Source organism: Paraburkholderia sp. D1E, assembly GCF_052682275.1.
This window is the reverse complement of sequence record NZ_JBQYMB010000001.1, coordinates 2,548,833-2,563,629: the sequence shown is the minus strand read 5'-3', so window position 1 is coordinate 2,563,629 and position 14,797 is coordinate 2,548,833. Positions and strand designations below refer to the sequence as shown.

General features: G+C 62.2%; 11 protein-coding genes. 8 read left to right on the top strand and 3 right to left on the bottom strand.

Annotated elements, in window-relative coordinates:
• Positions 1 to 59 precede the first annotated feature (59 nt).
• Both ACUN0E_RS11600 and sauS read right to left on the bottom strand, forming a co-directional pair.
• Complete coding sequence (locus ACUN0E_RS11600) at positions 60 to 1,730, bottom strand: AMP-binding protein (RefSeq protein ID WP_445566660.1); 1,671 nt, start codon at positions 1,728 to 1,730, stop codon at positions 60 to 62.
• The gene (sauS, locus tag ACUN0E_RS11595) at positions 1,727 to 3,172 is read right to left on the bottom strand and encodes an acylating sulfoacetaldehyde dehydrogenase (protein WP_445566659.1); all 1,446 of its coding nucleotides are present in this window, start codon (positions 3,170 to 3,172) and stop codon (positions 1,727 to 1,729) included. The genes ACUN0E_RS11600 and sauS overlap by 4 nt, the downstream gene beginning before the upstream one ends.
• Positions 3,173 to 3,373: 201 nt before the next feature.
• Here sauS and ACUN0E_RS11590 point away from each other — a divergent pair, with 201 nt between their 5' ends.
• Complete coding sequence (locus tag ACUN0E_RS11590) at positions 3,374 to 4,138, top strand: IclR family transcriptional regulator (RefSeq protein WP_445566658.1); 765 nt, start codon at positions 3,374 to 3,376, stop codon at positions 4,136 to 4,138.
• A 225-nt stretch (positions 4,139 to 4,363) separates the two neighbouring features.
• Positions 4,364 to 5,116 carry an IclR family transcriptional regulator gene (locus ACUN0E_RS11585; protein ID WP_408235642.1) on the top strand — a complete coding sequence of 251 codons (753 nt, stop codon included), beginning with the start codon at positions 4,364 to 4,366 and terminating at the stop codon, positions 5,114 to 5,116.
• Between the two features lie 101 nt (positions 5,117 to 5,217).
• Here the strand turns inward: ACUN0E_RS11585 and pdxR are convergent, their stop codons facing one another.
• A complete protein-coding gene (gene pdxR, locus ACUN0E_RS11580; protein WP_445566657.1) occupies positions 5,218 to 6,744 on the bottom strand; it encodes a MocR-like pyridoxine biosynthesis transcription factor PdxR in 1,527 nt (508 codons plus the stop codon).
• Between the two features lie 299 nt (positions 6,745 to 7,043).
• Here pdxR and tauA point away from each other — a divergent pair, with 299 nt between their 5' ends.
• The 6 genes from tauA to pta all read left to right on the top strand — a co-directional run bounded on the left by tauA (position 7,044) and on the right by pta (position 14,732).
• Positions 7,044 to 8,102 carry a taurine ABC transporter substrate-binding protein gene (gene tauA, locus ACUN0E_RS11575; protein WP_445566656.1) on the top strand — a complete coding sequence of 353 codons (1,059 nt, stop codon included), beginning with the start codon at positions 7,044 to 7,046 and terminating at the stop codon, positions 8,100 to 8,102.
• 32 nt (positions 8,103 to 8,134) lie between these two features.
• On the top strand, positions 8,135 to 8,950 hold the full coding sequence (locus ACUN0E_RS11570) for a taurine ABC transporter ATP-binding protein (protein WP_408235651.1): 816 nt from the start codon (positions 8,135 to 8,137) through the stop codon (positions 8,948 to 8,950).
• On the top strand, positions 8,943 to 9,863 hold the full coding sequence (locus ACUN0E_RS11565) for an ABC transporter permease subunit (RefSeq protein ID WP_445566655.1): 921 nt from the start codon (positions 8,943 to 8,945) through the stop codon (positions 9,861 to 9,863). Before ACUN0E_RS11570 ends, ACUN0E_RS11565 begins: the two co-directional genes overlap by 8 nt.
• A 213-nt stretch (positions 9,864 to 10,076) precedes the next feature.
• A complete protein-coding gene (gene phnY, locus ACUN0E_RS11560) occupies positions 10,077 to 11,534 on the top strand; it encodes a phosphonoacetaldehyde dehydrogenase (protein WP_445566654.1) in 1,458 nt (485 codons plus the stop codon).
• Between the two features lie 169 nt (positions 11,535 to 11,703).
• A complete protein-coding gene (xsc, locus tag ACUN0E_RS11555; RefSeq protein ID WP_445566653.1) occupies positions 11,704 to 13,506 on the top strand; it encodes a sulfoacetaldehyde acetyltransferase in 1,803 nt (600 codons plus the stop codon).
• A 185-nt stretch (positions 13,507 to 13,691) separates the two neighbouring features.
• Entirely contained in the window at positions 13,692 to 14,732 is a 1,041-nt protein-coding gene (pta, locus tag ACUN0E_RS11550) for a phosphate acetyltransferase (RefSeq protein ID WP_408391373.1), read from the top strand.
• Positions 14,733 to 14,797: the final 65 nt, after the last annotated feature.

The following is a 14,797-nucleotide window of genomic DNA, read 5'->3' as shown; positions in this document are numbered from 1 at the left end:
CCGGATCGCGCCCTCCTGACCCTGCCGGCGCGATCCGGCCACGCCGATACGTGCTGCCGTCAGGTGGGCACGAGCTTCAGGCGCTGCACCTTGCCTGAGGGTCCACGAGGCAGTTCCGCGACGAAGCGAAACTCCTTCGGCGTCTTGTAGCGGCCCAGTTCGCGCAGACAGTGCTCATGCAGATCCGCTATGTCGAGCGCGCCCTGCCCGTGCGCCACACGAGGCACAATGAAGGCGACGATCTCCTGCCCGTAAGCGGCATCCGGCACACCTACCGCCGCCGCATCCAGTACACCGGGGTGTTTAAGCAGCACTTCATCGATCTCGCGCGGGGCGATGTTTTCGCCACCCTTGATGATCAATTCCTTCGCGCGGCCATTGATATAGAAGTAACCGTCGCTGTCGCGATAACCGAGGTCGCCGGTGCGCAGCCAGCCGTCGGCGGTGAAGGCCGCGCGCGTTTCCTCAGCGCGCTTGTAATAGCCGCGCATGACCTGTTCGCCACGCAACACCAGTTCGCCGCACTCGTTGGGCGCGCACTCACGGCCGTCACGATCGATCACCTTCGCTTCACTCCCCGAAGGCAGGCCGATACTGCCGATTCTTCTGCTCTCCGAATCGTACGGATTGCTGAACACGGGTGCGGCGGTTTCGGTCATACCCATCGTCTCGATGATGCCGACGCCAAAGCGCGCCTCGAATGCGCGGTGATGATCAACGGGCAGCGCCGCCGACGCGCTGCGGCAAAACCTCAACGCGGACAGGTCGAACGTGCACGCTTCGTCGTTGTTAAGCAGATAGGCGACGATCGTCGGCACTACGTTGATCCACGTACAACCGTGCCGCGCGACATCGCGCCAGTAAGTGCGAGCGGAAAAACGCGGTGTCATGACGACCGATCCGCCATGAAAGAGCGGTGCAAGCAGCGTCACGACGAGACCGTTGATGTGATAAAGCGGCAATGCGGCGAAGACCCGGTCGCTGGTGCCGAGCCGGTGTTCGTGCGAGATGTTGCGCGCATTGGCAAGCAGGTTCCGATGGTCCAGCAGGACGCCTTTCGGTGCACCCGTAGTGCCGGATGTGTACATCAGCAGCGCGACGTCGCTTGCGTCCGGCTCGCCGGTTGGTGACGCTTTGGAATCCCAGGCGGTGACAGGCGGTGCATAGCGCGAATCATTTGCCGATTCCGCCTGCGCGGCAGCCACACCTGCCGTTTCCACCAGCGCGGATTCAACAAAAGCCGGCACAGAAGCCAGTACAGACGCAACGGCCGCATTGGGTTCTGTACGAATCAGCGCAACCGTGCGGGTGATGCCTTGCTCACGTAATCCGGCGATCGCGCTCGACATAGCCGCGTACGTATCGGCGCAAGCGAAGACCATGCGCGTGTCCGAATGCTCCACGATGTAGCGCAACTGCGACGGCTGGCACAACAGATTGAGTGGGTTGGCGACAAGCCCGCTGTACATGGCAGCAAGCAACAGCCTCGCTGTATGGATACCGTTGCCCATGAAGACCGAAACAACATCGCCGGCCTGCAAGCCTGCTTCGTGAAAGACCGTCTCAAGCGCGCGGCAGTCGTCGCGCAGCGCCGCGAAGGTCAGCGCGTCGGCACGCGCAGTAGAATCACCGCCTTCATCGCAGTCAGGAGCCGTCAGCAGGAACGGCTTGTCAGGATACTGTGCAGCACGCGCATCGATCAGCGCGCGGATCGTATGCGGCGTCTTCATTTGCCATACCTCCCGAAGAAATCCCCGAGTACGTCGTCCAGTTCAGGGACGCGCTCTTCGATCGGGAAGGCCACGCGCGTGATATTCAGGTAGTGGTGAAAGTTGAGATTGCTCGAGAAATTGTTGCGACCCCACGTTCCGCATCCCATCGAGAGCGAGAAGGGCAAGCCGTTATCGAAGTTGCCGCCGGTCGCGAGGCAATGTGCCTGATTCACGATTACGCGCGCAACCGGCAGCGTCGAACCGAGCTGCACCGCCTGGCCCGAGTCGGTGGAATGCAGGCCGACCGAGTGCCCTGCTCCCATGTACGCGTAGATACTGCGCACGATGTCGGAAGCGGCATCGGAAGTTTCCGCGCGATAAACGGTTAGTACCGGTGCGAGCTTCTCACCCGAGAACGGGTAGTCGGCACCGAAGCGGGTTTCCTCCACCATCAGAAACGCGGGCTCACGGGCGGCAATGTCGTCGAGGCCCGCGGCACGTGCAATCGACGCGGCCGAGCGCGCAGTGCAGTGTGCCGACAGCTTGCCGTTCGACCACAGGACGGCCTGCAGTCGCGCCTTTTGCTCGGCGTCGAGCATTACGCCACCGCAGGTGGTCAGTTCCGCCAGCATGTCTGCGTACACCGCCCCTTCGATAACAACGCTGTTTTCCGATGAACAGCTCGTCGCGTTGTCGAACGTTTTCGAGCGTGCAATCTTGTGCGCTGCATCGTTCAAATCGGCGGACGCGGTAACGATCGAAGCAACGTTCCCCGCGCCCACGCCGAACGCGGGCGTGCCGCTTGCGTAAGCCATCCGCACATTCGCCTGCGACCCGGTCGCGACGACCAGATCGCACTGCCGCATCAGTTCAGCGGTGGCCGCCTTGCTGATCGGCGCAGGCAGCATCTGCACGAGGTCGGGCGCGAGTCCGACTTTGGCGAATTGCGCGTGGATAAACTCAATCAGCAGCGCGCACGACGAATAGCCCTTGGGAGAAGGCGCCACGATGACGGCATTGCCGCATTTGAGGGCGTTGACGATCTTGTTGATCGGCGTGGCCGCCGGATTGGTAGACGGCGTGATCGCAGCCACCAAGCCGACCGACCGCGCGATCTCGACAATGCCAGTGGCGTCGTTGCGCTCGATCACCCCCGTGGTCTTCTGCCCGCGCAGATCGCGCAACAGCCCGAGTGTCTTACGATAGTTCTTGCGAAACTTGTCGTCCGCGTTGCCGAGACCGGTGTCGCGCACGGCCAGCTCGGCAAGCTGCCGGTTGCGCGCGGGCTCCATGATCGCCCACGCCGCGGCGTCGGCGGCGGCATCGAGCATGTCCTGTCCCGCAAACTCGAATCCGCTTTGCGCGGCGCGCGCACGCGCAACTATCGACGCAACGACGCGTTCGACTTCATTCTGTGTGCTCGCGTGCGTAGCTTCCGCTTCTGTGGCCCTAACATTCATACGGTTCACTCCGGACTGAAAAGATTGGCGTTGGTACCAATCTAGTGAGCCGTGCCTGTTTCGGAGTCCCGTTTTTTGAACTATCCCTTGCGCTGAACCGGCGAGAATCGAAAAGTGCGAAATTCGGGACTTTCCATAGTCCCGAAAACTAAACAGACCGATGCACAATCCAACTTATAACTACGACATTGAGGAGACAGTGTGTCGACTTCGAATCAATCGAATGCGGCGGCCGTGCGTGCATTTCGCGTACTTGAAACGTTGGCCGAGGCAAGCGGCCCGCTTTCGATGACGGATCTCGTCCATGCCCTCGAATTGCCCAAGCAGACGGTGCATCGCATCCTGGTGCAGTTGATGGATGCGTGGCTTGTCACGCGCAGCGCCGGCGACCGGCTCTACGAGTGTTCACCGCGCGTGCGCATGCTGGCGGTCAATGTGCTGATGCATGCCGGCCCGGCCGCTGCCCGGCACGTGCTGCTTGAACAACTGGTGGCCAAAATCGGCGAGACCTGCAATCTGACAATGCTGGCCGGCAACGACGTGGTCTATGTCGACCGGGTGGAAACCGAGTGGCCGCTGCGCATGCACCTGCAACCCGGCTCGCATGTGCCGCTGCACTGCTCGGCGAGCGGCAAGCTGTTGCTCAGCTTTCTTCCGAAGGAAAGGCGCGAACGGGTCATCGAAACCTTGCCGCTGCGTGCTTTTTCCGAGCGGACAATTACGGATCGTGGCGAATTACGCAAGGAATTGACCGCGACGCGGCGTCGCCAGCTCGCCATCAATAATCAGGAGCATTTGCAGGGACTCATCGCAATCGCGGTGCCGGTCATGCTGGATCGCAATCGCGCCTGCGCGGCCATCGCCGTGCAGGCGCCGGTTGGGCGGGTCGCACTCGACGACCTGCTGGCCTTCCTGCCCGATCTGCGTCTGGCTGCCGAGGAGACCGCCAAAACGTTCCGGCAATAGTCCAGGCAAAAAACGAGCGGTGGCCCCAGGACGCGGGTCAAAAACAGGTCCGCCATCAGTTCGAACGGGCATTCGCGTTCCCGTGAGGCAGCGTTGGACCGCATTCCGAAAAACGGGATGATCGCCGCTTAAATCGCGCTCTTAAACCACCATAAACCCGCGAAAACCGCTGTCAACAAAGGCGCGCGTTACAATGATGCCGGTCCATTTTCCGGAACGGCACACATGACTAAAGTGGATACTCCTACCCTGCGCGCGTTCGCCCTGCTGGAACATCTCGTGCGCGCCGAAGGGCCGGTGTCGCTTGCCGACATTGCCCAGGACGTCGACCTGCCGAAGGCTTCGCTGCACCGCATGCTGGCTTCGCTCGAAGCGGGTGGTCTCGTGATCCGCGAGCCGGGACAGAAAAACGCTTACGTGATCGGCCCTCGCCTCGCGCAACTCGGTCTTGGCGTCATGATGCATTCCGGTGCCCGCCGGTTGCGGCATGCGATCCTGGCCCACCTGGTCGCCGATCTCGGCGAGACCTGCAACCTCACGATGCTGCACGAAACCGAGGTGCTGTATCTCGACAGACTCGAAGCGCCCTGGCCGTTGCGGCTCGATCTCAAGCCCGGCTCGCACGTGCCGGCGCATTGCAGCGCGAGCGGCAAACTGCTGCTGGCCATGCTGCCGCGCGAACAACGCGCCGCCCTCGTCCGCACGCTGAAGCTCGAACGCTTCACGCCGAATACCATCACCGATCCCGAACTGCTCGAAGCGGAACTCGACCGCACCGCGCACAAGCGCATCGCCATCGACAACGAGGAATTTGTCGCCGGCATTGCGTGCGTGGCCGCGCCGGTGATGGATGAGAGCAACACGTGTATCGCGGCGATCGCCGTTCACGCGCCGGTCTCGCGTGCGCCGCTGTCGCGCGCCCTCGAGTTCGTGCCACGCCTGCAGGAAGCCGCTCGACAACTCGCCAAAACCTTCTAGCGCGCTTTGGCGGTCGCTTGTGCCGTCGTTTGTGCCGTCGCTTGCGGCACCGCTTCTGCTAGCGCTTCTGCCATCGCTTGCGGCGTTGCTTAGTCCGCCGCCTAATCCACGGGCTGCTGCGCGCGCACGAGCTCCGCGAGCAGGCGCACGCCCTCATCGATCTTTTCGAGCTTGATGGCCGAAAAGCCCATCCGGAAGCAGTGATTCTGCTCCAGTCCGGTCATGAAAAAGACCCGCCCCAGTTCGATCAGAATGCCATGCGCCTGTGCATCCGCGGCGAGGCGTGTCGCATCGAGCCACGGTGGCCCCTCGACCCAGCACGACGCGCCGCCCCCCACCGGCAAATAGCGCGCTTCGGGAAGATGTGTGTCGAGCGCAGCCATCAACGCCTGCGCGCGCTCCCGATAGGCGTGGGCGAGCCGCCGCAGCAGTGCATCGTGGTGCCCGAGCGCCAGAAAGGTGGCAAAGGCGCGCTGAATATACGCTGCAGGGTGGCGCACCATCAGGCGCCGCAGCGCGCGCAGTTCGCGGACCAGTTCACGCGGCCCGACGATATAACCCAGCCGCAGCCCTGGCGCAAAGGTCTTCGACAGACTGCCGATATAGATCACCCGGTCTGCGGTATCGAGGCTCTTCAACGCCGGGTGCGGTGTGCCTGAGAAGTTGTTTTCGCTCTCGTAGTCGTCTTCGATCAGGACGAAGTCATGGGCCTGCGCCTGTTCCAGCAGCGCATGGCGCCGCTCGATCGGCATGGTGGCCGTGGTCGGGCACTGGTGGCTGGGCGTTACGTAGACGTAATCGCATTGCGCGAGCAGATCGGCGTCCTCGACGGGGCGCACACCGCCGCCATCGACAGGCAGCGGCTGCAGCCGCGCATTGCGGTTCTCGAAGATATTGCGGGCATCCGGATAACCGGGGTTTTCAAAGCCGATCGTGGTCCGCTCGCTCGCCAGCAGGTCCGCGATCAGATAAAGCGCCTGCTGACAGCCAATCGTCACGACGATTTCGTCCGGCATGGCGAATACACCGCGCCGCGGCAGCACGCGTGTGCGGATCTGCTGGATCAGCGTATCGTCGTCGCGCTCGATCAGGTCCGGCGCCCAATTGCGAATCTCCATGACCGACAGCGCTTTCATGCAGCATTCGCGCCAGTCGTTGGTTGGAAACAGCGACTGGTCAAACTGTCCGTAGATAAAGGGGTATTCGTAGCTCAGCCAGTTACCCGGCTTGACGATGTTGCGTTGCGACGAGGGCCTTCTTCTGACCCGCTGGTCCCAGTCCGGCCGCGCGAGTGCTTCGTTGGCGGCTTGCGTCGGAACTGTTTGCAGCGGCGAAAATGCGTGCCGCCCTTCGAGGATGGCCGGATTGACGAAATGCCCGCTGCGCTCGCGCGAGATCAGATAGCCCTCCTCCACCAACTGCTGATAAGCGAGCACGACCGTATTGCGAGCGACGCTCAACTGGTCGGCCAGCTCGCGGCTCGATGGCAACGCGTGATGCGGCAGTAGCTGGCCGTCCAGAATCGCGGCCACCAGCATCTGGCGAATCTGGCCCTGGAGGCTCATATTCGACTCGGGTGACCGCTGGAATCGCTGGCTCCAAAGAGCCACCGAGGTGCGACTTGCCATGCTTTCTCCTGATTGTTGTAGGCGGAGCCCGCCCGCACAAAGGCGGACACCGGCATTGTGGACGCGCAAAAAAACGCCTGCCAGCCTCCCCGGGGCGGTTGCCGGCGAGACCGGCGCGACAGCCCACTCTGGTGCAGCGGTGTGGACTCAACGATCAGCCACGTCTGGCCCTAACCCGCATTATTTTTTACTGACGATACTCGCATCACCCCATTGTCGACGATTGGGACAAGCCCCCGTCGGCGGGCGTTGGATTCACGTGTACTCGCGTACCCACAAGGCCATTCTGGAGACCTACAATGAAAAGCGACAAACAACCGAAGTTGTCCCGCTGGTTCGGCGCTTTGACACGCCGCATGACGGTGGCGGCGTTCGCTGCGCTCGCCTGCATGGCGGCGCAACCCGGCTACGCGCAGGACAAGGAGGTCACGATAGCCTATCAGCAGATTGTCGACCCATGGGTCGTCGCGATCGCCAACGGCTCCATCGAGAAAGAGACGGGCTACAAGATCAACTGGCGGCAATTCGAATCCGGCGCGAAAGTCGCGACCGCCATGGCCTCGGGCGACGTGAAGGTCGGCGTGATCGGCTCGAGCCCGCTCGCCGCGGCGGTCAGCCAGGGGCTCGATCTGCAGCTCTTCTGGATTCTGGACAACATCAACCAGGCCGAAGCCATGGTGGTGCGCAATGGCTCCGGGATCACCAAACCGTCCGATCTGAAGGGTAAAACAATCGGCGTGCCGTTCGTCTCGACCACGCACTATCACACCATGTTCGCGCTGCAGCATTGGGGCATCAATCCGTCGGAAGTGAAGATCCTCAACATGCAGCCGAATCAGCTGGTCGCGGCATGGGAGCGCGGCGATATCGACGCCGCCTATGTCTGGGATCCGGCGCTTGCGCAATTGAAAAAGAGCGGCAAGGTCCTGATTACCTCCGGCGACCTGTCGAAACTCGGCAAACCGACATTCGACGGGATCGCCGTCGATCGCCAATGGGGCGAGGCGCATAAGGACTTCATGGCAAAACTCGTGAAAGCCATCGCCGATGCAGACGAACAGTACCGCAAGAATACGGCGCAATGGAATGCCACCTCGCCACAGGCCGCAGCCATTGCCAAGATGATCGGCGGCTCGGCGGCGGATGTGCCCGAGTCGCTCTCGCTTTATGCGTTCCCGACGATCCAGGAGCAGGCCTCATCGCAATGGCTGGGCGGCGGCAGCGCGGGCCGCGCGACCTTCGCACTGAAGGACACGGCGAACTTCCTGAAGGATCAGAAACAGATCAGCGCGGTGTTGCCTGATTACTCGAAGTTCGTGACCCCGGCATACGCCGAAGCGGCAATGAAACTCAAATGACGTAGGCCGGTTCCGTCGAATCAGGAGGCAACATGGAAAGCATGAGAGTCAAGAATGTGAGCGTGGTCTTTCCAGGGCGCAAGCCGGGCCAGACGGTGCACGCGCTCGACAACATCAATCTGACGGTCAACTCCGGCGACTTCGTCGTCGCGCTCGGTGCCTCAGGTTGTGGCAAGACCACCTTGCTCTCGCTTATGGCGGGCTTCATTGCACCGACCAGCGGCGAGTTGCTGCTCGGCGGCACACCGATCGCGGGACCGGGTTCGGACCGTGGCGTCGTGTTCCAGAAGCACGCCCTGTTGCCGTGGCTCAACGTGATCGACAATGCCGAGTTCGGCCTGAAGCTTCAGGGCGTGCGCAAAGCGCAGCGGCGCGAGATCGCCGCGCGCAATCTGGCGCTGGTCGGCTTGCAGGACTTTCACAAACACATGATCTATCAGCTCTCTGGCGGAATGCAGCAGCGTGTCGGCATTGCCCGCGCGCTGACCTGCGACCCCGCCATGCTGCTAATGGACGAGCCGATGGCCGCGCTCGATGCGCTGACCCGCGAAACGATTCAGGAACTGCTGCTCGACGTCTGGACCAAGACCAGCAAGATGTTCTTCTTCATCACGCACAGCGTCGAGGAGGCGCTCTTTCTGGCCAGCCACCTGATCGTGATGTCGCCGCGCCCGGGGCGCATCACTCACACCTATGAGCTGGATTTCAATCGACGCTTTCTCGAAACTCGCGACGCGCGCGCCATCAAATCGAGTCCCGATTTCATCGAAATGCGCGAACGCGTGCTCAGCATCATTTACGGCGACGAGAAAATGCACAGCGCCGAAGCCGAGGTGACACATGTTTAGTTCAAAACGGGCCCATGCCCTGGCGCACGGCCAGCAGACCTCGCTCGGATCCGACTCGCCGATGGAGCCACCGCGCACACCCGGTCGACGTCCACGCATTCTCGCCAAGAAACCCGCAAGGCCAGGCGACACATTCGGCGTGCCTGGCCAGGGCAGCAGCGTCGTCACGAGCCTCGTGACGGTCGCCCTATTCATCGGGCTGTGGTTTGTCACGACGAACCTGCACTGGATCAAACCGCTCTTTCTACCGTCGCCACAGGCGGTGTATGCAAAGTTCGTATTTGTCGCCACGGAAGGTTTCGCCAATTCCACGCTCGCGCAGCACGCCGGCATCAGCTTGCTGCGCGTGTTCGGCGCCTTCGCGCTCGCCTGCGTGACCGCGATTCCAATCGGCGTGATGATGGGTGTGTCGCGCTTTGCACGTGGGATATTCGATCCGCCCATCGAGTTCTATCGGCCGCTTCCGCCGCTCGCTTATTTGCCGCTTATCATCATCTGGTTCGGCATTGGTGAATTCTCCAAAGTCTTTCTCATCTACCTGGCCATCTTCGCGCCGCTTGCCATCGCCGCGCGATCCGGCGTGCGTTCCGTGTCGATCGAGCAGATTCATGCGGCCTATTCGATGGGCGCCTCGCGCACGCAGGTCGTGTTGTATGTGATTCTGAAATCCGCGCTGCCGGAGATTTTTACGGGTATGCGGATCGGCATCGGCGTCGGCTGGACGACACTGGTCGCCGCGGAAATGGTGGCCTCGACGAGTGGCCTCGGCTTCATGGTGCTCAACGCGGCAGAGTTCCTCGCCAGCGACGTGGTGATCATGGGCATTATCGTCATTGGCTTCTTTGCCCTGTGCTTTGACCTGCTGATGCGCCACCTCGAGCGCGTGCTGGTGCCGTGGAAAGGCCGGGTGTGATCCGGCGAGTGCGATCGTTTCAGCGCGGCCCATAGTGCCGCCATAGTGACCCACGAGTGCCCCATAGCGGCCCGGTAGCGGCCGCTTGCGCCTCATGGCACCGTGCGCAGCGCCCCACGCCGGCGTGGACTCAGCGATTGGCGGCGGCTGGTACTACTCTGATGACGGTGCCCTCCGCAATACTTCAGCTATCCGTTATCGCTGGAGTGCAGCATGAATTCGATCGCGAAAGTCTGGCCATCGCCGCAGGTTCGTCATGAAGCGCTGCGTATCGGCGGGGAAGAAGTCCGGCGCGCGGAGATCATCGAAGTCTTCAATCCCTATACCGGCGAGCTGGTCGGCACGGTGCCCAAGGCGACGCTCGCCGACGTGCAGCACGCCTTTACCTGGGCCCACCAGTATCGGGCCCGGCTCACGCGTTACGAGCGCTCACAGATCCTGCTGCGCGCGGCGGACATGGTCCGTCGGCGTACTGAAGAAATCGCCGGTCTGATTACCGCCGAATCCGGCCTGTGCAAGAAGGATTCGCTGTACGAAGCGGGCCGCGTCGCAGACGTGATGACGTTCGGCGCCAGCGAAGCGCTGAAGGACGACGGCCAGGTGTTTTCCTGCGATCTCACGCCGCACGGCAAGAAGCGCCGCGTCTACACGCAGCGCGATCCGTTGCTCGGTGTCATCTCCGCGATCACTCCGTTCAACCATCCGATGAATCAGGTCGCGCACAAGATCGTGCCCTCCATTGCGACCAACAACCGCATCGTCGTCAAACCCTCTGAAAAGGTACCGCTGTCCACCTTCCTGCTCGCGGACATCTTCTACGCAGCCGGCCTGCCGCAAGAAATGCTGCAGGTCATCACCGGCGACCCGAAAGACATCGCCGACGAACTGATCACGAACCAGCACGTCGATCTGATCACCTTCACGGGCGGCGTACAGATCGGCAAAACTATCGCCAGCAAGATGGGCTATCGGCGCGCGGTGCTCGAACTCGGCGGCAACGATCCGATCATCGTGATGGAAGACGCCGATCTGGAAGAAGCCAGCACGCTCGCGGTCTCCGGGTCTTACAAGAACTCCGGTCAGCGTTGTACCGCGATCAAGCGAATTCTGGTGCACGAGGCGGTGGCCGACCGTTTCGTCGAACTGCTCGTGGAGAAGACCCGGGCCATACGTTATGGAGACCCCGCCGATCCGGCGACCGACATGGGCACCGTCATCGACGAAACGGCGGCGAAATTCTTCGAAGCACAGGTGAACGATGCGGTCAGCCGCGGCGCGACCTTGCTGCTCGGCAATCTCCGCGACGGCGCCCTCTATTCACCGACGGTTCTCGATCATGTGAGACCGGACATGCCGCTCGTCAAATACGAAACCTTCGGCCCCGTGTCGCCGGTGATCCGCTTTCGCGATATCGACGACGCGATCCGGATTTCCAATTCGACTGACTACGGACTCTCGTCTTCGGTCTGCACGAATCGCCTCGACTACATCACCCGCTTTATCGCCGAACTGCAGGTAGGCAGTGTGAACGTGCGTGAGGTACCCGGTTACCGGCTCGAGTTGACGCCATTCGGCGGCATCAAGGATTCGGGTCTCGGCTACAAGGAAGGCGTCCAGGAAGCGATGAAAAGCTTCACCAATGTGAAGACCTATTCACTGCCGTGGGATTGAGCCGCTCTCCCCGCATTCCATCCAGCATCGCATTCATCAATTTTCGAGACAATTTGCACCGTTTATTTCGCATCACCTATTGACCACCTCAGGTGCATGCTCTACATTTTATAAAACAACTTTTCGGAACGATTTGTTCCATTTTTACTAAACATCGGAGACAGCCCTCATGAGCGATCACACCCCCATCAGCGGCCCGCAGGCCATGACCCCGTCAGAAGCTTTCGTCGAAACCCTTGCCGCGAACGGCGTGACCGATATGTTCGGCATCATGGGTTCGGCCTTCATGGACGCCATGGACATCTTCGCGCCCGCCGGCATCCGCCTTATCCCCGTGGTGCACGAGCAGGGCGCCGGCCACATGGCCGACGGCTATGCCCGCGTATCGGGCCGCCACGGCGTGGTGATCGGCCAGAACGGCCCCGGCATCAGCAACTGCGTGACCGCCATCGCCGCGGCCTATTGGGCACACAGCCCCGTGGTCATGATCACGCCCGAGGCGGGCACTATGGGCATCGGCCTGGGCGGTTTCCAGGAAGCGAAGCAACTCCCGATGTTCCAGGAGTTCACCAAGTATCAGGGCCACGTCACCCATCCTGCGCGCATGGCTGAATTCACCGGCCGCTGCTTCGACCGTGCAATGGCCGAGATGGGCCCGACCCAGCTCAATATTCCGCGCGACTACTTCTACGGCCAGATCAAGGCCGAGATTCCGCAACCGCAGCGCCTCGACCGCGGCCCCGGCGGCGATCAACGCCTGAACGAAGCGGCCGAACTGCTCGCTCAGGCCAAGTTCCCCGTCATCATCTCCGGCGGCGGCGTGGTCATGGCCGATGCGATCGAGGAGTGCAAGGCGCTTGCCGAGCGGCTGGGCGCACCGGTCGTCAACAGCTACCTGCACAACGACTCCTTCCCCGCCGACCACCCGCTGTGGTGCGGCCCGCTCGGCTATCAGGGCTCCAAGGCGGCGATGAAGCTGATCCAGCGCGCCGACGTGGTGGTTGCACTCGGTTCGCGTCTGGGACCGTTCGGCATGCTGCCGCAGCACGGCATGGACTACTGGCCGCAGAACGCCAAAATCATCCAGATCGATGCCGATCACAAGATGCTCGGTCTGGTGAAGAAGATTTCCGTGGGCATCTGCGGCGACGCCAAAGCCGCCGCGGTTGCACTCACGCAGCGCCTCGCCGGTCGCACGCTCGTCTGCGACGCCTCGCTTGAAGAGCGCGCCGGCCAGATCGCTGCCGAGAAGGCCGCATGGGAGAAAGAGCTCGACAGCTGGACCCACGAGCGCGACCCCTACAGCATGGACATGATCGAGGAGCAGAAAGACGAGCGCACGCCCGGCGGCGGCAATTATCTGCACCCGCGCCAGGTGTTGCGCGAACTCGAAAAGGCCATGCCGGAAGACGTGATGGTCTCGACCGACATCGGCAACATCAATTCCGTGGCCAACAGCTACCTGCGCTTTACCAAGCCGCGCAGCTTCTTCGCCGCGATGAGCTGGGGCAACTGCGGCTACGCGTTCCCGACCATCATCGGCGCCAAGGTTGCAGCACCGCATCGTCCCGCTGTCTCCTATGCCGGCGACGGCGCGTGGGGCATGAGCCTGATGGAGACCATGACCTGCGTGCGTCACAACATTCCGGTCACCGCCGTGGTCTTCCACAACCGGCAATGGGGCGCCGAGAAGAAAAACCAGGTCGACTTCTACAACCGTCGCTTCGTCGCCGGAGAACTCGATAACCAGAGCTTTGCCGGCATTGCTCGCGCGATGGGCGCCGAGGGTGTCACGGTGGACCGGCTCGAGGACGTTGGCCCTGCACTCAAGCATGCGATCGATATGCAGATGAACCACGGCAAGACCACGATCATCGAGATCATGTGCACCCGCGAACTCGGCGACCCGTTCCGTCGCGATGCGCTGGCCAAGCCTGTGCGTTTGCTCGACAAGTACAAGGACTATGTCTAACCCATCCGTTGTCTGAAGGTCTGGACACGAGGCGCACATCGCCTCGTGTCCGGCAGGCCGAAGACGGGATTTACCCTGCCGTTTCCGGTCTGGTTGTTTCTGGTTTCTTTCGTTCCCGGCCTTTTCGTTTCCGGCCTTTTTCGTTTGCTGTTCCCGTTCTTCAACCGTGACCGCCGCCCAGTGCCATGAAAGCCATCAACCGCATCATCGAGCGCGCCCGCACTTCGCCGAGACGCATCGTGCTTTGCGAGGCGGAAGATCCCCGCATGCTGGAAGCCGCGCAACGCGCCACGCGTGAGGGCATTGCCCGCATCGTGCTGGTCGGCCCGAACGAGCGCATTCGCGCGGCGGCTGCTGAACAAAACATCGAACTATCCGGCATGGAGTGGGTAGATCCCACGACCTCGCCGCTCGGCCCCTCGTTTGCCGAGGCACTCTTCGCACTGCGCAGCAAGAAGGGCATGACGCTGGACGAAGCCAAGCAGGAAATCCTCAAGCCCCTCTGCTTTGCCAATCTGATGGTGCGGCTCGGTCACGCCGACGGCTCGGTGGCCGGCTCCGTCCACACGACCGCCGACGTGGTCCGCACGGCGATCCAGATCATCGGTCTCGATCCGTCGTTCAAACTGGTGTCGAGCTTCTTTCTGATGATGCTGTGCGAGCCCTTCCACACGCTCAAAGGCGGCCTGATTTTCTCCGACTGCGGACTGGTGGTGGACCCCGACGCCGGCGAGCTGGCCCAGATTGCGATGGCCGCCGCCGACAGCGCGCAAAGCCTGCTGATGGAGGAGCCGCGCGTGGCCATGCTGTCATTCTCCACCAGCGGCAGCGCCCGGCATGCGGCCGTCGACAAGGTCGTGGAAGCGACGCGCCAGGTGAGAGCCGCGCGCCCGCATCTGGCGATCGACGGCGACGTGCAACTTGACGCGGCACTCGTCTCCGAAATCGCCCTGCGCAAAATCGATCATTCACAGGTGCAGGGGCACGCCAACGTGCTGATTTTCCCCAGCCTGGAGGCCGGCAATATCGGCTACAAGCTGGCTGAGCGGATTGGCGATGCGAAGGCAATCGGCCCCTTGCTGCAGGGCCTGAAAAAGCCGGCCAACGATCTTTCGCGCGGCTGCAGCGCCGACGACATCTATTACGTGATCGCGGTGACGGCCGTGCAGGCACAAACCGCGGCTGAGCCGGCGACCGCGCACGCCATTCCGCACCACGCATCATGACCACTGAGAAGATGCGGGTCCAACTCGCCTTGACAGGCGCCGCAATATCCACGTGGAGCCGTGGA